Below are 18,257 nucleotides of genomic sequence, written 5' to 3' on the forward strand. Positions count from 1 at the left end.
CTTGTCGAACATTGCAACAAACAAAATGAGTATATCAAAATAGAGATTTCATGCAAGCTAATTTTTCGAAAATAGTTTGTGCTAGTTCAGGTAAAACTAACAGCAACTTGTTAAAATACGCCAAAATAAGGAGAAATCTTATGGTTTGGATGCAAAAATGGCGGAATAATCGCTTGTTTTCCCCATTTGTGATCGAATTGTTAATTATTATGTTTGTCGTCGAATTTGTGAAGGGAGCCTTACTTTTAACAATTTTACCCGTTTATATGAAAACGACACTAGGTGCTTCCGCTTTTATTATCGGCTGGACGCTAGCTGCTCAATATATTGGTGATAATGTGCTTCGTACACCTGTTGGCTGGATTATTGACAAATTGGGTTACCGAACAACCATGCTTACTGGTGTACTCATGACATTCGTTTCAGTCATTCTAATTGCAACAACATCCCAGTATATCTGGATGATCGTAGGATGTGCGCTGCTTGGCTTTGGTACGGCGCCATTATGGCCGTGTGTGATTACAGGATCGACGGAAGTGGCTGGCGACGATGGCAAAGCCACGATCATGAGCGTTGTCTATATGGCTTGGCTCTCGGGCGTTGGACTGGGACCGGTAGCGATTAACTTTTTCGTTGGAGAAAATAACTACAGCACCTCATTTCGATTATTGATCGGTTGTATGACGGTCGTCGTTATTGTTGCGCTCATGCTTCCAAGAAAGAATGGCGTGGTAAGAACGGATGGAGAGGGCGGGGGGGAGAAGGCGCTGGTTTCTAACCGTGCCGCTGCACCACTATGGGAACGGGTTACAACATATTTAAGTGAAGTACGGCGCTCAATGTCTGTTAGTCCGCTTTTATTCCCCGCGATGTTTCTGCAAACGTTCGCTCTCGGTATACTGACACCCATTCTCACACTCTATGCCAAAGAGGTACTGATGCTTACATCTTTTCAGTACAGCATGTTTCTAATTGCAGGTGGAGCTGTAACTGTTATTTTCTTAGTTCCGATGGGGAAGTTGGTTGATCGTCTAGGCATTCGTCCATTTTTGGTTGCAGGATTTATGCTGAGCGCTTTCGTACTTCTGCTGTTTACCTTCGCGAAGTCAATGATGCTGCTTTATGTCTTGGTAGCTGTGCTCGGAGCGGGCTATGCCTTCATTATTCCTTCTTGGAATGCGCTCATTGCGTCTGCCATTCCACCTGAGAAACGAGGCGCTGTGTGGGGCTTCTTCCTAACGATTGAAGGACTGGGGATGATCATTGGGCCGATCGTTTCCGGTAAGCTTTGGGATGTGTATGGCTATCATGCACCATTCTTGATGAGCGGCCTAGTTCTGGTACTGCTGCTTGTTCTTCAAATGTTCATTTCCATCCCCAAAAAAGGTATGGTACGATAAGGGAAAAATGTTTCGTTTGGAGGATTATAAGCATCATGAATAAACAGATCGGAATCATCATGCTGTTGTTGATGACTATATTCGTAGGTTTCGGGATCATCATTCCTGTACTGCCGGAAGTTGTTAAAGGTGCAGGCGCTGAATATCATAACGCGCTGCTATTATCGGTCTATTCCGCAGCCTCTTTTCTTATGTCCCCCATTTGGGGAGGACTATCGGATCGCATCGGACGCAGACCGATTATCTTAATAGGTCTGCTTGGATTTAGTGTTAGCTTTTTGATATTTGGATTCGCTGACGGTAATCTGTGGATCATGTACGTATCCCGCATTCTAGGCGGATTATTCTCAGGAGCAGCAACGGCCTGCGCTGTGGCTTATGTCGCTGATATTACTACCGCTGAGAATCGGACAAAAGGCATGGGTATGGTGGGGATGTCGATTGGGTTAGGCTTTATCTTCGGTCCAGCAATCGGCGGGATATTAAGCCGATGGGGGACGTACCTACCATTCTTTGTAGCATCCGGACTCGCACTAGCTTCCTTTGTTTTTGCATTTGCTATTCTGAAAGAATCGCTGACGGTAGACAAACGCACCTCCGTGAAGGAGAAAGCTCCATCTAGATGGACAGCTTTCTCCGGGGCATCGAAGTACCTCTATGTGTTATCATTCTTCGTATCTTTCACATTGGCAGGGTTGGAAGCGACGCTTCAGTACTACCAAATGGACAAGATTGGCGCAACGCCATTCGATATCGGCATGATGTTTTTAGCTAGCGGTATTGTTGGCGCCTTAATCCAAGGCGGCGTAGTTCGCCGCTTGGTCAAACAGGGGGCCGAGCAACGAGTGATCGGCATTGGATTATTGCTATCAGCTGCAGGGTTCTTCCTGCTGCTGTACTCGAGCAGCGTAGTGACCGCTGCGATTTATCTCTCGGTCTTCGGCGCAGGTAACGCCCTCATACGCCCGTGTGTGACGTCGCTGATTACACAGCGCACGAAAGTAGGTCAGGGCGTAGCGACGGGCCTAAGCTCCTCTATGGACAGTCTGGGACGCATTGCGGGCCCGCTCCTTGGAGGAGCGGTATTCGCTATCGCGCATTCGCTGCCGTTCATTATCGGTGGCGTGCTCTGTTTAGCGGCGATCCTGCTGCTGCAGCGCTTCGTACTCGTAGATCGTCAGACGCGGGCGCAGCAGCAAACCGCCTGACAGCTTTTTTGTGTTTAGCGGCTAGCTATGGCTTGCGAGGCGATAAGCCGTGCATGATGAAGTTAATCGTGTACTCGATTTCTTGGGGTTCATCCCATTCCGAATCCGGCACCAACAAAAATCGAGCAATCAGAAAGCCAAAAATCGTAGAGGCAATCAGTCGGATACTCGTAGCTTCTGGGAGCTCGATTAATTGACCTTCAGCCTGAAAATGTCGAATGGCTTTGTAAGCTTTTTCCAGCACTAATACGGCAACGGTTTCCTTAAACTGTTCACGCAGCTCCGTATGGAAAGGGATTTCATGCATGAAAATTTTGATAACAGGAAAATTTTTGCGGGCGAATTCTAATCGGTTCACCGTGATAGCGCGCAAGAATTGTTCCACATCAGGATAATCAGCTTCCAACACCTTGGTGAAGTCTTTCACTGCAAACGGTGCAATGAGCTTTGTCATGAGGGGGGCAACGATCGAGAGCAGCAGTTCTTTTTTCGTTTTATAGTGACGGAAAATGGTACCTTCCGCCACGCCAGCTTTTTGGGCTATTTCACTGGTCGAGGAGCCTGCAAACCCTTTCTCAGAGAAAATCTCTACGGCCGCTTGAACAATCTTTATCTGTTTATCGGTCATCTTCTCTTCCTCGTCATTTAGACGGAGAAGCTCAGTTAACCATGGCTCGATTTGGGACAATGTGTTCACCTCTTCATTTAGCAAAACTGGCATTGTAACATAGGACATCCTAACATTATATCTTACGGTGCTTCCTGAGTGCCACTATGTTCAAGATCATGAAGCCAATCGTGAATGCTGCTAATACGAGAACGTCCAACCAAATGCGATCCCAACCTGCACCGCGGATCATAATATTCCGTAAGGCATCTGCTCCGTATTTAAGCGGCATGATGATACCAATCCAGCGAAGGTATACCGACATCGTATCGAGGCTGAATAAGCCTGAGAAGAACACCTGGGGTACGATAATAAGCGGAATGAACTGAATCATCTGGAATTCATTGTTAGCAAAAGCTGATATCAGCGTTCCAAGTGATAATGCAGCCAGCGCGAGCAGGACCGTGATCAGCAATACATACCAGAAAGAGCCGACCATCATTAGACCCAGCACACTAGTGGCGAACCATGCAATGAGCGTTGCTTGGAGTGTTGTAAATATACCGAAGCCTAGAATATAGCCGACAACGATTTCCCAACGACGAAGCGGTGTAGCCAGCAGCCGTTCTAAGGTTCCGCCGGTTCGTTCCCTCAAGAAGGAAACGCCAGAGAGCAGGAAGACGAAGAAAAAGACGAAGAAGCCTATGAGAACAGGACCGAAATTATCAAAAGCTGCCATATCAGCTGAGCCATGCAAATAGGTGATGGTTGGCGCCTGTAAATTGGAGCTTGAGTTAGCGCTGGAGTTAGTTGGAACGACGCTTTGCAATGCTTTTTGCAGCAAGAACAGCACAGCTCTATTTTTACTAGGGTCACTGCCTTCCAAGGTCACTTGCGGCGCTGTCCCATTCATCGTAATGATGGCATCTACATGTACAGCCTCTAGCTCAGTTTGAGCTTCATCTACCGTATAGGCTATTACTTCAGCATTAAGGTCCTGCAGTTTTTGAATGAGTGGAGCAGGCACATTAACAGCGCCTAGTTTAGGGACGTAGGTGTTGCCGTTAAAAACCAATGACATCATAAAAAGAATTAGCATTGGAGCTACAAGCATCATCATTAAAGTTCGTTTATCGTGAAAGAACTGGCGTAAAATACGGATCACAATCGCACGAATTCTCATTGCTTGACACCTCCATAATATAAGAATGCTTCTTCAATCGTTGCGGAGGAAGTAGCTCGTTTCAACTCATCCGGTGTTCCTACTGCTGTGAGTCTGCCATCACGGATCATCCCAAGCTGATGACATTTGTCAGCTTCATCCATCACGTGGGTGGTGACGAGAATCGTTGTACCCTGCTGACTGAGTTTCGTCAACTCTTGCCATATTGATTTCCGTAAGACGGGGTCAATACCCACCGTAGGTTCATCGAGAATTAGAATGCCTGGCTCATGCAGCAAAGAGATAGCGAGCGATAAGCGGCGCTTCATTCCTCCAGAATAATTGGAAATCTGCTTCTTCAAATGAGATCCTAGATCAACAAGCTCCATGACGTCATGGATGCGCTGATTGCGCTTTGTACTTGTTAACCCATACAAAGAAGCGAAAAACTCCAAATTCTCCTGAGCGGTTAGTTCGGCATATAGCGCATCCGATTGGGCCATATAACCAATTTTCGATAGCATCGCTAGCTGGGGCATTTGCTGCCCGAGCACATGTACGGTCCCAGAAGTGGGAACATCAATACCAGCAATCATACGTACAAGCGTTGTTTTCCCTGATCCGGAAGGGCCGAGCAATCCGAAAATATGGGCTTTCGGTACAGCTAGAGTAATGTCATTCAAAACAACCTTCGCATCAAATTGCTTGCTGACACCATGCACTTGAATAGATAGGTCCGTTGTCATAGTATTTACACCTCTCTCAGAGTGAGTAATCACTCATTTTTTACTTATGTACTCATCATACGCGATCTTATTGAAATTGAGAAGTGAGTAATCACTCATTTTAAAAAATGATTCAAATGGATCTATAAAATAAAACAGCAAAAAGGCATCCCAGAGGAACCCAGAGGAATGCCTTTTTGCTAACACTTACAGCTATCAGTCTTTGACTTTCGCATCTTTCTTACGGTCAACCCATTTCTCAATAGATGGGGTTAACTGGTCCTTAATGGACGCTACAAGCTTGTCCTTGGAAATGCCCTTAGACTGGGCAATCTCCGCCAGCGATTTGCCGGAACGGAGCTGGGCGTGAAGTTCGTCCTTGCTCAGACCGAGAGTCTTAGCGAGCTTCTCAGTATCCGGCTTCAGTCCGAACTTATGCCACTTCCCATGTCCTTCATGGCCTTCTAACAAGTTTTTCTCGTTGAGGATGAACTTCAAATGCTCACTGAGCTTCATCTTCATGTGCTCGCCTTGATCTGCTGTCAGCTTGCCGTCTTTGACGGCCGCTTCAATTTTGCCTGTTCGCAGCTGCTGCAGTTTGGCCGTCAAGTCGGCTTCACTGATGCCTTTGTCTGCGGCTGCTTCAATGATGCTTTTACCGCTCTTCAGTGCTTTGACGAGCGCTTCCTTGTCAATGCCGATGACCGTAGCAGACTCATCGATAATCGGCCATTTTCGGCGATGACCGCCTTGCTCCTTCTCATCGGTCTGATGCAAACGAATCGTTTGCTCCTGATCCTCGGAAGGAGATTGAGCCGCAGCCGTTATGGAGGGAAGAGCACTGCAGCCAAGAGCGATTGTGAGAGCAATTGAGCTCACCATCAGCTTTTTCATATACGTAGGGTTCATACTTGTTGGATCCCTCCTTTCCTATTGGATTAGGACTACAGCACTTAGTCTGTGCAGGAGGGGTTAATTTTACTTTAAAGGAACCTTAGTCCCACATAAAAATTTCCATAAATCCGATTTACTTTGCGTTCACAGCCATCTTGTAAAGGGGGATGAGCTTCTCAAAGGTTTGTTTAATAAGCAGCTCAAGTTCAGCTGGTTTCTCTAGCACGGGATCCTTGAAACTGAGGTTGCGGCCGATGAGCAGCTCCGCTTTTTTGACATCGCGGAATCGAATTAATGCATCGTTCCAGCCGCTGCGGTCTAAATCGGCAAGGGAGGTGACGTCTTTTTTCATATGATCGAAGGAAAGAACGAAATCGGATGGAATCTCCTTCTGCAAACGGTCGATTTCTTTCATGTAGGTAGTTGCGATGTTACTTTTATTCGGGAGTTCATAAATAAGTGCCAACCAGATAAAGACACGATCATCAAATAGACCGACCTGGAAGTGAGGTACCTGTTTATACCCTCGTTTGTTTGGACAAATTGCCAGCCAAGTATCGACTGGGGGATTCACTTTGCGTCTTAAGTGTTTAGCGATATGTAAGAACATTTCTGTACCGGAAAGGACGGACAAATCCTGAGCCAAAGAATCACCTAATGCTTTGAATTTAGGCTGAATGCGTTCTCGAATGGCTTCCATACGACCATCAAGACCTTCTATAGCAAAGGTATCGAAATCATGTTGTGCAAATCCAGTGAAACTCATCTGTTTAATTCCTCTTTTCAATTACGTTTTCAATTATTCTAAAGCAATTCGTGTATTCCCGCAATGATTACGAGTTTCCTAGAAAGGAAGTAGGCCATTGGACCGATTTTATAGCGGAAAAGCAGGGAAAAAGTGGAACCATGCCGAAATATGAGGTAACTATCAATTAGGAAAGACAGGAGAATTTATACTTATGCGTATGTCAAAATGGTCCAAAATTGCGGTACTAGGCACTTTAATGGGAACTTGTTTCACAGCAGGTGTTTATGCACAGGATGTTCTGCAACGTGTTGATGCTTACTTAAGAAATGATTTTAAAGTCGTGGTGAACGGGCAAGAAGTGAAGCTGGCGAATCCGCCTTTAATTTATAATAATTCCAGTTATTTGCCTGTGAAGGAGCTAGGAACCTACCTAGGAGCGATTGTGAATTGGAAGGATAGCACGAAAACAATCTATCTGAATTCCCGTGTTAATCCTCAGCAGCCTGCGGAAGGCAACGAAACGAATTATACAGAAATTGTGCTGCAGTACCCGTATCCACAGTACTTAGATTATTTAGGGGGGACTTACCCGGTTCTTGTTAATATGACGGATCAGACGTATTACCGATTGAAAGATTTGGACCAAATGGGTGTCTCTACGGGCGGATTGCGGAAAGCGAAGGAAAAGTATTCTGAGGAAATCTATGTCAGCGAAGAAGAATTGAAAAAGAGCTGGAAAGAAACGCCCCAAATTTCCTATCTCATTAATGAACCCATCGTCATTACAGGGGAGCAGGATCCAGTCAAGCTCACGACAATCAGAGAATACGTGGAAGGTTTCCGATACTATGAGATCAATAAAGTACCCTACATGACGAATCCGATTATCATTGATGCGCTGCCTGAAGAGAATACATACAGCTACTTACTTACGGAAAATGGGCATTTCTATCGTACAACTCTCAAACTGACGCAAATAAATGGCAATAATAATAAGCCTGATTTTGTGGTTGGAAGCTCTTCCAAAGAGGACATCCAGGTGACGAGAGTTAAATAATTAACTACTTGCGCCTGATTGCTTTTTTAAGTAGAAAATAGCAATTTGCGTGCGATCGCGGAGGTTCAGCTTGCTGAGAATTTCCGTAATATAATTCTTAACTGTACCTTCGCTCAGGAATAGCTCCTGGGCGATTTCTTTATTAGATAGACCTTCAGCAATTTTCACTACGACTGCTTGTTCGCTGGCTGTTAATCCATATCCACTAAGTGGTTTGGCTGCAGGTACGTTCGAAGATGAACTAGCGCTGATAAAAGTCGTCAATTTCTTGGCAATATCCGCATGAATAAGTAGATTGCCTTGCTCTACCGTCTTGATTCCTTGAATAATCCGATCCGGTGAAATATTTTTGAGCAGATAACCGCTGGCTCCGTTTCGCAAGGCCTGAACGATAAATTCATCATCGTCGAATGTGGTCAGAATAAGCACGGCTATATCCGGATAAGCTTGCTTAATCTTCAAAGTGCCCTGTACACCGTCACAGATTGGCATCCGAATATCCATGAGGACAACGTCAACCTGGACGCCGTTCTGGATAAAAGCAAGAGCTTCGTCTCCATGCATACACGTACCAACGACCTTCATATTTTCGTCAAGTCCAATGATTAATTGTAAGCTTTCGCGGATGAATGGATCATCGTCTGTAATGAGCACATGAATCATGCTGTGGTCAACCCTTTCTTAGGTAGATTCAATTTGGCGAAAAGTAGGCAAGACAGTTGTCACTGTAAATTGATCCTCAATTGACACAATCAGCTGACCGCCAATGAGCTTACTTCGTTCTTCCATGCCTGACACTCCTAGTCCGTTTACATTGCGCTCAGTAGGCAATTTACCGTTATTCGAAATACACATTGTAATTTGTTTGGATTCATAGGTTAACTGAATAAGAACCTGGGTTGCGGACCCGTGACGAATGGCATTCGTGATGGCTTCTTGTGCGTTACGGTATAGAATGAACTCTAGACTCGGATACAGCACGTAAGGCATCCCCTGTATCTCAACCTCAATAGATATCCCTTTATCTGCTGTCAGTCCTTCAATGAGCCTCTCCAGTGAATAGGTTTGCAATGTTTCTTCATCTGGTTTCAGTCTGCGTACGGTTGAGCGCAGCAGTTCCATGCTTTCTGTTAGCTGGTCACGGACTGACATTAACATGTCTACGCCTTTCGTCTGTTGAGTAGGAAGGATCTGCAAGGATGCTTCCATCATCATTTTAAGCCGGATCAGCTTGTGCCCCAAATCATCATGAATATCTCGGGAGATCCGATTGCGTTCGTCCGTTTGTGCGATGTTTTCGACTTTTCGGGCGTAATCCATTAACTGAATGCGAGCTTCGTCCAGCTCGTAATGCTGCCTCCGAAGCCTATCGTAGAGTAGCTCAACTTCCTCTTTGTTTTGCTCAGTCTGGAGCATCTGCAGCAGGAGCAGCGTCAGAGACATAAAGATGAGATTGGCAATAAGGTAGTAGCTGTTTGGCTGACTGTGTAAGGATATGTTCAATACAATCAAGTGAATACTCACGAAATAGTATCGAATATGACTATTTACGGTCGTTACATAGGATAAGAGCGTGGAGTAAAAGGTGATGAATAAAATGCCGTCATAGTGATAGCTCAACCATCCACTGAATCCGATTTCGAGTAAAAGCATCCATGCTGATCTCGAGAATATCGTTCTGCGCAGTTCAGCGATCCAAATGAATAAGAGAATGAGGAAAACATACATGCCATTGGATGAATAGCTTTCGAGATACATCGAGGCAATCGCTGGGATGAGAATGAGTAAATAACGGGTTAACGAGCTTAATTGTGTCAATCGATTCCCTTCCTTTGCAGGGCAAGTATTAGCAAAGTATACCATATTAACCAAGTGGGTTAACACGTCTATTAGACAGATAATGACTTTTGTCACCTTTGAATAATGACTTATTCTACCTGTTAAGGGGATCTCTTGGCGATACAATGATTGTAATAACACCAGTTGGAAATAGGGAATTGGGAAAAGGGAGAGGATCTTATGAGCTTTGTTCAAATAAAAAATGTTGTCAAAAAGTATAGCAATCAAATTTCTGTCGATCATTTGAATTTATCGATTCATGAAGGTGAAATTTTCGGATTGTTAGGACCCAATGGGGCCGGGAAAAGCACAACGATCAAAATGCTAAGCGGCCTGCTCAAAATCGATCAAGGTGAAATGTTTGTTGATGGGCTCTCGGTTGCAAAAGATACAATTGAAGTGAAACGGGGAATTGGTCTTGTTCCACAAGATCTCGCGATCTTCGAAAGCTTAACAGCGCGAGAAAATGTCACTTTTTTCGCGAAATTATATGGCTTAAGAGGTAAACTGCTGAAAGACAGAGTGGAGGAAGCGCTGGAATTTGTAGGACTATCAGATCGCGCTCGCGATAAACCGAGTTCCTTTTCGGGCGGAATGAAGCGCAGATTGAACATTGCTTGTGCAATTATGCATCATCCAAAGCTGATTATTATGGATGAACCTACCGTGGGCATCGATCCTCAGTCCCGAAACCACATTCTGGAATCAGTTAGGACGCTGAACCGTATGGGCTCAACGATCATTTATACCTCACACTACATGGAGGAAGTGTCCGCCATATCCACGCGGGTCGGCATCATGGATCATGGGCACCTCATTGCTTGTGGGACTCACGAAGAATTGCGCGGTAAAGTTGAGCAGGACAATAAAATTATCATTCAAGCAGCTAACCTGAGGGAAGAAGTCGTCAAAGAATTAAGGGATCATCCGCGGATTAAGCAAGTCACCATACATGAACAGACACTTGAACTGCTGGTGGGTTCCTCGCAAGCCTATTTGCAAGATATCCTGTTTATCCTTTCCAAACACGAAGTGAAAATTCAATCGCTCACGCAGGTGGAGCCTGATCTTGAGGCATTATTTCTGTCGTTGACCGGAAGAACCTTACGGGATTAGGAGGAGGTCACCATGCCGATTTGGATCATTGCTAAGTATGAAATATTGCGTTTTATGCGCATGCGATATGTACTCATTATTCAGTTTTTGATGCCGCTTTTACTTATATTCATTTTGGGATCGGCGCTCTCAGGCACGTTCAAAATGGAAGATCGGACACTGAAGCCCGTTAAGGTAGATGTGGTGCAGTCAGATTTAGGAGTCTTAAGCGCAGGGTTAACTAGCTTTCTCAGCACTCCGGAGTTAATGAAGATCATACAACCAATGAACATTCAATCACGTGAAGAAGCAGTAAAACGGCTCAAATCTGGGGATTCGGAGTTTGCACTCATCATTCCAAGTGATTTTAGCAGCCGCGTGCTTGAAGGAAAGGAAGCAGAGTGGGAGATGATACTTGGCCAGGATTATGGGCAAAATTTGACCGCTAAGATGACGCTTCGCTCCTTTTTGGAACAAGTTAATTATAGGCAAGCCGCGATAATTTCAGCAGGCCCCGGGGGAGCGGAAATGTTGCAGAAACAAGGTAGTGACGGATCTTTCAAACCAACAGCGGAGGCTTCTTCGCATGTACGGCTAGGCAAGCTTACTTCTTCTAATTCCAACTATACGGCAATGCAGTATTACACAGCGTCTATGCTAGTCATGTTTTTGTTATACTCGGGCATGGGAGCGGCATTTGGTTTGCAAGGAGAGAAAGAAAGTCACACGTTATCACGCTTAAATGCGATGCCCATTCATGAATATCAAATTTTGCTAGGTAAAATCCTTGGAAATATCTTCATTTCGATACTCCAGGCAGCAATCATTATTATTGCAACTATTCTGTTTTATGGTGTCGATTGGGGAAATGACTTCTTCCACCTCTTCCTGGTTTGCTTATTGATTATCGTGGCTTCGATGAGTCTAGCGATATTGATTATGCTGGCAGCGAAATCGTCTAAAGCAATCAATACGACGTTCCAAATGATCATTCTTGTCATGACCTTCCTGAGTGGAGGTTTCACACCTCTTCCAGAGGGTCTTCTGCAGCGAATGGGAGAGTTTACGCTCAATCACTGGGCCATGCAGAGTATGTTTCGGATTATGCTCGGAAGTGATGCTGCTTTCATAGGGTATCATCTATTGATCTTAGCTAGTATTAGTGGGGGACTGTTGCTTCTTTCCCTGATTGTTTATCGGAAGGCGGGATATCATGAATAGCTTATTTATAGCGCTCAATATGCTGCGACGTACACTTTTTCAGAAAAAAGGCTTTTTGATGTATTTAGTCATTCCAGCAGCAGCGGTTTCGCTAATCATTGGTGTACTTGGTCAACAGAGCGAGCACGGGGTTGATATTGCTTATATCAATTTGGATCGAGGAGCGATGGGTTCCCATCTCTTGCAAGAACTTTCCATGCTGCCAGATTATCGGCTCAAACAAGAAGCTTCTGAAACAGCACTTAAAGAAATGGTTACGAAGCAAAAAGTGAGCAGCGCTTTTCTGATTCCTGAAGGATTCAGCGAGACGTTGATGAAAGGTGCATCAGCGCAAATAGATATGTACCAACTAAACATAAATGAGGCTTCGATTACGCTCAAAATCAATCTGGATAGTATTCTATCTAGATATCAAGGAACGATTGAGCTGTATAGCCAGCAAGGGTTCCAAGATGCAGCGCTACACGAAGCAGTGGAGAAAACGATTTCTCAGATGGAGAAGCATCAAGTAAAGGAGCGAATTACTGACCTTGATTTATATGTGAATCCGAAAATGAATACTGTGATTGGTTTCATGCTGATGTTCATGATGGGGTTAATCAATAACACCGTTTCCGTGATTATGGATGATCGTAGACAACGAACCATGGCTAGAACGTATTCGGCGCCGGTTCATTCTTTCGAAATTGTACTTGGAAATTTCATAGGCAGTTTCCTGGTTGGGACGTTGCAGGTGCTTGTCATCCTTTTATTTACGCGTTATGTAACGAATTATGAGTACGGACTTCCGTTTTTATCGCAGTTTATTATGTTGGAGTTTTTCTTATTAGCCAGCATGGGAATTGCCAGTGCGGTAGCTAGTATGGTTAAGAATGCGTCGAATATGAGCGTGATTAATTCTCTCGTTGTTACCCCAACGTGTATGTTAGGCGGATGCTTCTGGCCGATCAGCTTTATGCCGGAATGGATGCAGAAAATTGCGAATTTCGTTCCGCAAAAGTGGGTGATTGAGGCCATTCAGCGAATGGCTTCTGGTCAGACTCTGTCGCAGATGTGGATGCACATGGGCGTACTCACCTTATTTGGACTGATTCTTCTAGGCGTCGGCTCGGTTATTCTTAGACCGGGTGATGCCGAGGTTAGTTAACAAAGTAAAAGGGCTATCTGCTTCAGCAGAATAGCCCTTTCGTTTTTAAGTGAATTAGATAAAGAAAGCACTAGTGATAATTACCAACAAAATGAAGAGAACCAAAACGGCTGCGGAAGATCTATAACCACCGACACCTGCATCATAACCCATTTAAATCACCCTTTCGTTTTACAATCTGTTCGTTTGTCTTACGAGATAGCATATGGAGCTCTACCTAGGAATGAATGGGCTATTCGGATTTATTAGGATGATTGTGCTCCTGTACCTATTCGGACGATGATTTCGAAAAGATTGTGTTCCTATGGTACAATAGCGTCACTTGCCTGTACACAGGCCTTAGACATACGAATAAAGGGAGAGAATGCAAATGGCCGTTACGGCGAATGAAGTTGCAGAATGGATGATGGAGCAGTTGAAATCCGCGGGTATTTTATATCAGAAAGAAGCAGTGGACTATATAATTCAACATTTTGGGGAATCCTTCATATATGTGAACGAGAATGGGAATCAAGCGATTTCCAAAGATGTGAAGAAAATCTTTAAAAAACTTCATGGCGGTAAAGCAGCTTGGGAGCGCGATGGATTTTTCTGGGGATGGCATTAAACGCATAGGTACTGCATAGGCAGAGGCCGTTTTCTTCCAGTTTAGGGCTGAAGCCGTTAGAATACGGGCATCAGCTTTTTTTGTACGTTTTTCCTTAAAAAAATGTCAATAATCCAAGTTGCTAAAACATAGAATTCATAATAAGATAAGAGTAAGCAGATAAGTTGTCTGAATATTTAAACAAAATAATATGCGCCAATTATGGAGGGGATTGCCGTGAGTAAGAGTCATGAAGTGGAGTATTGCAACCTAGAGTTACGATTTGATCGCCGGCTAATCCGGAACTTCATTAAAGCACTCATTCAGGAAGGTTATTCTCTGTATTGGAACGAAAGCGAACTGCAGTTCATCATTTCCATTCGCACAGGACGCAAGCTGATTAAGCTGAAATTCGAACGAATCGGTGAAAAGTATAAAATTGTAGGCAATTATTCCTTCAAAGATGAGAAGCTTGCCGAAATGATGGAGAAGCTGATTGGTGATACACGTGGTCATGCTGTTGTAAAAAGATTCAAGGATCGGCAAATTCTCATTGAGAATATTATGTTCGGTGAAATTATTCGAATGGTCGAGATTAGCGGTATCGAACATAAAGTGCTGTATCAGAAGGAGCCTGCCGTGACCGTAGAGGAAGTCATGCAAGCGCTGCGATCCAAGCGTACCGACGATCGAATTCCAATTTTACGGATGGAGCTTGATTACGAACTAGCTACCCTGCATGATGCGATGGTTTCAGGCGATGTCAAAGCGGTCATGGAGAGTAAAACCAAGCTGATCGAAATGAGACAAGAAATGCTCTTATTGGAGATGTGAAAATGAATATTGGAGTTAAATAAGAGGAGAGTCTGTATCTAGCTATAGATATGGTCTCTCTTTAAATTTATTGGTCGAATTATGCTTGTTAACCCGGACTTCATCGTATATAATTAATTCACGAAAGTTAAAGCGCTTTAACTTTCGAAGGGGATCGGTTTTTGGAAGAAACCTAGAATATTTCAATATTCTAAAATTAAGGGGGGAGTAATCACTAAAAGTTAAAGCGGTTAAACTTTTAACACACTCAAGCTGGAGGAATGCTGCGTGCCATATTGCATTTTCCTCTTGTATATTTGAAACGCTAATTGTGGTACTTTGGAAACATGCTGTAAATCGACTTGATTACTGCAATTATAGAGCTACAGGAGTTGTTTTATATGAAAGTAAGCATCTTTGACGTCGCCAAGAGAAGCGGTTTGTCAGTCGTCACTGTTTCGCGAGTCATTAATCAAGCAGGCACTGTACGTGAAAAAAATCGCCAAAAAGTGCTGCAAGCGATGAAAGAGCTAGATTACCATCCGAATGCAGCTGCACGAAGCTTGGCTCGTGGCAAGACGGGTATTATTGGACTCGGCATTACCACTTTAAATGATTCTTTCTTGGATGCAGTAGTCAAAGAGATTAACGATCGGCTTGCTGAAAAAGGTTACTTCTTAGCGCTTTCGATATCAACAGACGTGTTCGCATCTTTCGATAATTCCATGTTCCAAGAGGACCGTGTGGACGGTGTTATTATGCTCTCGCCGGTTCATGAGGATGATTATGTCATGGAATTGAAAAAGAAGAAAATTCCTTTCGTCATGCTGGATAATCAGCATATTCATCCCTCGATATCCTCTGTAATTATTGATAATTATAAAGGTGGCTACGAAGCCACGAAACATTTAATTGACCTAGGCCACACGGAGATTGCCCATATTTCCGGGCTTGAACCTTACTTAAGCAGCAGCGAGCGGCGGCGCGGTTTCGTCAGTGCGATGCAGGAGGCAGGTTTGGATCCTTCTTGGATTGAAAAAGGTAATTTCAGCATCACCTCCGGTTACCAAGCGGCAAGTCGCTGGATTCAGTCGGGAAAACTTCCGAGTGCGGTATTTGCCGCCGATGATCTGACAGCTTTTGGTGTGATGGACGCGCTCAAAAATGAGGGCTACAAAATACCGCGTGATCTGTCAATTGTTGGTTTTGATGATCAGATTTTCTCGGAGGAATTCCGCCCCAGGTTAACAACCGTTCGTCAACCGGCGGACAAAATGGGGCAGCATGGCGTCGATATTTTGCTTAAGTGGATTGATGGTACAGCCAAACGTAATATAACGGTGCAATTGGAACCGGAATTAATCATTCGAGAATCCACCACAAGTAAGCGAAACTAGAGATGATGGATATATACAGGAGTTGAAAGCATGAAATATTATTTGGGTGTAGACGCAGGCGGGAGTAAAACCTACACGCTCGTAACAGATGAACATGGACATATCATCGGTAAAGGGCACAGCGGCAATGGCAATCATCAACTTGGTGTAGAACAAGCACTCAGAAATATTACAAACTCCGTAGCAATGGCGCTGCAGCAGGCGGGGCTTACATACAACGACATTGAATATGCTTTTTTCGGCCTTGCTGGCGCAGATCGACCGATTGATTATACGATCCTGCGTCCGCTAATTGGCGGACTGGGATTCACGAATTATGGGATTGATTGTGATACCATGATTGCTTTGCGTGCTGGTACGCCACAGCCTATTGGCGTGGTTCTCATCTGCGGAAGTGGAACGAACAGTGCCGGCAAGAACAGGCAAGGTGAGTTTTTTCAATGTGGAGGCTTCACCTACCAGTTTGGTGATTTTGGCGGGGGAGGCACACTCGCTGTAGAGGCTTTTCGTTCTGTCATTCGGTCATGGGATGGCAGAGAGCAACCCACTATGCTGACTGAACTGCTGATCAAGTATTTTGGCTACGATTCGGTGCAGGTGCTGTTTGATGATTTTCTGGATAACAACAAATCCGTACCGCTCCATACGACCAAACTGTTGTTCCAAGCTGCAGAGCAAGGTGATGAGGTCGCCTGCCGCATTCTCAGGGTGCAAGGGGAAGAGCTTGGCAAGTCAGCCGTTGCTGTCATTAAACGTTTAAACATGGAGCAAGAGACTTTTCAAGTTGTACTTGCGGGCAGTGTCATTGCAAGAGGTGAGGGGCCCTTTATTCATTCTTATATTGAAAAGGCAGTCAGCGAAGTCGCCTCCAATGCCACAATTGTGAAATTGAACGTTGAACCTGTGGTAGGCGCCGTTTGGATGGCGATGGAAGCTGCAGGTACCCCCGTTACCATAGATGTGTACGAGAAACTCCGGACCGTGTCCGACTATCAAACCATACAATTATTAGATAAGACTAGGATGTGAGTGCAATGAGAGATGCATTGAAAATTGCCATCATTGGCGGAGGTTCATCTTATACGCCGGAAATCGTAGAAGGTTTTATTTTAAGATATGCCCAGCTGCCTGTCAGAGAGCTTTGGTTTGTGGATGTGGAAGAAGGTAAGCACAAGCTGGAAATCGTTGGTAATTTGGCAAAAAGAATGATCGAGAAGTCCGGTTTACCGATCGAGGTACACTTAACTTTGGATCGCAGAAAAGCGATCGAAAATGCGGATTTCGTAAGTACGCAAATGCGCGTAGGTCTTTTGGAAGCCCGTAAATGGGATGAGCATATTCCTAACAAATACGGTGTTATTGGGCAGGAAACGACCGGTCCGGGCGGGATGATGAAAGCACTTCGTACGATTCCTGTACTGCTTGATATTTGTAAGGATATTGAAGAATTGAGCCCTAACGCGTGGCTGCTGAACTTCACGAATCCTGCAGGTATGGTGACGGAGGCGATTCATAAGTACTCCAAAGTGAAAAGCATAGGTCTTTGCAATGCGCCTATCGGTTTGCACAAATGGTTAATGAACAAGTATGATGCTGCACCTGAACAGATATACACCGAGTTCGTTGGGTTAAACCATCTCCACTGGGTAACGCGCGCTGAAATCAGAGGCGAGGATAAATTAGCTGAATTGCTGGATCGCAAAGAAGAATTTAGCGGCAAAAACGTACCGGCAAGCGAGTGGGATGCGGATTTCTTGCGTTCGCTGCAATCCCTGCCTTCCTACTATTTGAAATATTTTTACATGACGGATATCATGCTTGAAGAACAGTTGGCGTCGCTCAAAGAAAATGGGACTAGGGCGGAAGTTGTGAAACGCGTTGAGGAAGAATTGTTCGAGCTTTATCAAGATCCTGACCTGCAGGAGAAGCCTAAACAGTTGGAGAAACGCGGAGGTGCCTATTATTCAGAGGCAGCTGTCAATCTCATGGATTCCATTTACAATGACAAGCGGGATATTCAAACACTGAACGTAATGAACGATAACATCATCGACTTTTTGCCGAAGGATGCTTGTATTGAAGTGAATTGTGTCATTACAGCGGGTGGTCCTATTCCAATGGGCCTGACCAAAGTTCCTGAACATGTCAAAGGCCTTATTCATGCAGTCAAAACATATGAACGCCTCACCATTGAAGCAGCTGTGACAGGCAGTAGAGATCTCGTTCTACAAGCACTGGTTCATCATCCATTGGTGCCGTCAGTGGCAGTAGCCAAGACGCTTATGGAAGAAATGCTGGAGAAGAATAAAGCGTATCTACCGGCTTTTTTCAAATAATACACGAAGAGGAAGCTCCCTG

At 44.6% G+C, this 18,257-nt stretch carries 19 protein-coding genes; 11 read left to right on the forward strand and 8 right to left on the reverse strand.

What is annotated here, in order from left to right; genetic code table 11:
* The first annotated feature begins 140 nt into the window (after nt 1–140).
* Both QFZ78_RS38030 and QFZ78_RS38035 read left to right on the forward strand, forming a co-directional pair.
* Complete coding sequence (locus QFZ78_RS38030; protein WP_307555314.1) at nt 141–1,400, forward strand: MFS transporter; 1,260 nt, start codon at nt 141–143, stop codon at nt 1,398–1,400.
* 35 nt (nt 1,401–1,435) lie between these two features.
* Complete coding sequence (locus QFZ78_RS38035; RefSeq protein WP_307555316.1) at nt 1,436–2,608, forward strand: MFS transporter; 1,173 nt, start codon at nt 1,436–1,438, stop codon at nt 2,606–2,608.
* Nucleotides 2,609–2,633: 25 nt separating this feature from the next.
* On the opposite strand, the gene QFZ78_RS38040 is transcribed toward QFZ78_RS38035, so the two are convergent.
* The 5 genes from QFZ78_RS38040 to QFZ78_RS38060 all read right to left on the reverse strand — a co-directional run bounded on the left by QFZ78_RS38040 (nt 2,634) and on the right by QFZ78_RS38060 (nt 6,762).
* Nucleotides 2,634–3,329, reverse strand: a complete 696-nt coding sequence (locus QFZ78_RS38040) for a TetR/AcrR family transcriptional regulator (RefSeq protein WP_307555318.1) — start codon at nt 3,327–3,329, stop codon at nt 2,634–2,636.
* A 22-nt stretch (nt 3,330–3,351) separates the two neighbouring features.
* Complete coding sequence (locus QFZ78_RS38045; protein ID WP_307555320.1) at nt 3,352–4,398, reverse strand: ABC transporter permease; 1,047 nt, start codon at nt 4,396–4,398, stop codon at nt 3,352–3,354.
* Nucleotides 4,395–5,123, reverse strand: a complete 729-nt coding sequence (locus QFZ78_RS38050) for an ABC transporter ATP-binding protein (protein ID WP_307555322.1) — start codon at nt 5,121–5,123, stop codon at nt 4,395–4,397. The genes QFZ78_RS38045 and QFZ78_RS38050 overlap by 4 nt, the downstream gene beginning before the upstream one ends.
* A gap of 195 nt (nt 5,124–5,318) precedes the next feature.
* The gene (locus tag QFZ78_RS38055; protein WP_307555323.1) at nt 5,319–6,011 is read right to left on the reverse strand and encodes a hypothetical protein; all 693 of its coding nucleotides are present in this window, start codon (nt 6,009–6,011) and stop codon (nt 5,319–5,321) included.
* 118 nt (nt 6,012–6,129) lie between these two features.
* Nucleotides 6,130–6,762, reverse strand: a complete 633-nt coding sequence (locus QFZ78_RS38060) for a YktB family protein (protein ID WP_307555327.1) — start codon at nt 6,760–6,762, stop codon at nt 6,130–6,132.
* 193 nt (nt 6,763–6,955) lie between these two features.
* On the opposite strand from QFZ78_RS38060, the gene QFZ78_RS38065 reads away from it, so the two are divergent.
* Complete coding sequence (locus QFZ78_RS38065; RefSeq protein ID WP_307555330.1) at nt 6,956–7,801, forward strand: stalk domain-containing protein; 846 nt, start codon at nt 6,956–6,958, stop codon at nt 7,799–7,801.
* On the opposite strand, the gene QFZ78_RS38070 is transcribed toward QFZ78_RS38065, so the two are convergent.
* Nucleotides 7,802–8,464: a response regulator transcription factor gene (locus QFZ78_RS38070; protein WP_307555332.1), complete on the reverse strand. Its 663-nt coding sequence runs from the start codon at nt 8,462–8,464 to the stop codon at nt 7,802–7,804. It lies immediately after the preceding gene.
* Between the two features lie 18 nt (nt 8,465–8,482).
* Entirely contained in the window at nt 8,483–9,619 is a 1,137-nt protein-coding gene (locus QFZ78_RS38075) for a sensor histidine kinase (RefSeq protein ID WP_307555334.1), read from the reverse strand.
* Nucleotides 9,620–9,820: 201 nt separating this feature from the next.
* Here QFZ78_RS38075 and QFZ78_RS38080 point away from each other — a divergent pair, with 201 nt between their 5' ends.
* The 3 genes from QFZ78_RS38080 to QFZ78_RS38090 are packed head-to-tail and all read left to right on the forward strand — an operon-like array spanning nt 9,821 to nt 13,103.
* A complete protein-coding gene (locus QFZ78_RS38080) occupies nt 9,821–10,756 on the forward strand; it encodes an ABC transporter ATP-binding protein (protein ID WP_307555336.1) in 936 nt (311 codons plus the stop codon).
* A gap of 12 nt (nt 10,757–10,768) precedes the next feature.
* Nucleotides 10,769–11,956 (forward strand): ABC transporter permease, encoded by a 1,188-nt coding sequence (locus tag QFZ78_RS38085; RefSeq protein WP_307555338.1) that lies wholly within the window; start codon nt 10,769–10,771, stop codon nt 11,954–11,956.
* Entirely contained in the window at nt 11,949–13,103 is a 1,155-nt protein-coding gene (locus tag QFZ78_RS38090; RefSeq protein ID WP_307555340.1) for an ABC transporter permease, read from the forward strand. The genes QFZ78_RS38085 and QFZ78_RS38090 overlap by 8 nt, the downstream gene beginning before the upstream one ends.
* Before the next feature lie 54 nt (nt 13,104–13,157).
* On the opposite strand, the gene QFZ78_RS38095 is transcribed toward QFZ78_RS38090, so the two are convergent.
* The gene (locus QFZ78_RS38095; protein ID WP_307555342.1) at nt 13,158–13,256 is read right to left on the reverse strand and encodes a YjcZ family sporulation protein; all 99 of its coding nucleotides are present in this window, start codon (nt 13,254–13,256) and stop codon (nt 13,158–13,160) included.
* A 217-nt stretch (nt 13,257–13,473) separates the two neighbouring features.
* Between QFZ78_RS38095 and QFZ78_RS38100 the strand changes: the two genes are divergently transcribed.
* The 5 genes from QFZ78_RS38100 (at nt 13,474) to QFZ78_RS38120 (ending at nt 18,235) form a co-directional block, all read left to right on the forward strand.
* Nucleotides 13,474–13,710 carry a DUF6953 family protein gene (locus tag QFZ78_RS38100; protein WP_029195560.1) on the forward strand — a complete coding sequence of 79 codons (237 nt, stop codon included), beginning with the start codon at nt 13,474–13,476 and terminating at the stop codon, nt 13,708–13,710.
* Between the two features lie 216 nt (nt 13,711–13,926).
* A complete protein-coding gene (locus QFZ78_RS38105) occupies nt 13,927–14,523 on the forward strand; it encodes a hypothetical protein (RefSeq protein WP_307555345.1) in 597 nt (198 codons plus the stop codon).
* Nucleotides 14,524–14,903: 380 nt separating this feature from the next.
* On the forward strand, nt 14,904–15,899 hold the full coding sequence (locus QFZ78_RS38110) for a LacI family DNA-binding transcriptional regulator (RefSeq protein WP_307555347.1): 996 nt from the start codon (nt 14,904–14,906) through the stop codon (nt 15,897–15,899).
* A gap of 30 nt (nt 15,900–15,929) precedes the next feature.
* Nucleotides 15,930–16,928, forward strand: a complete 999-nt coding sequence (locus QFZ78_RS38115) for an N-acetylglucosamine kinase (protein WP_307555349.1) — start codon at nt 15,930–15,932, stop codon at nt 16,926–16,928.
* Nucleotides 16,929–16,933: 5 nt separating this feature from the next.
* Nucleotides 16,934–18,235 carry a 6-phospho-beta-glucosidase gene (locus QFZ78_RS38120; RefSeq protein WP_307555352.1) on the forward strand — a complete coding sequence of 434 codons (1,302 nt, stop codon included), beginning with the start codon at nt 16,934–16,936 and terminating at the stop codon, nt 18,233–18,235.
* Nucleotides 18,236–18,257 lie beyond the last annotated feature (22 nt).

The sequence above is a fragment of the Paenibacillus sp. V4I5 genome, from assembly GCF_030817255.1.
Classification (GTDB): Bacteria; Bacillota; Bacilli; order Paenibacillales; family NBRC-103111; genus Paenibacillus_E.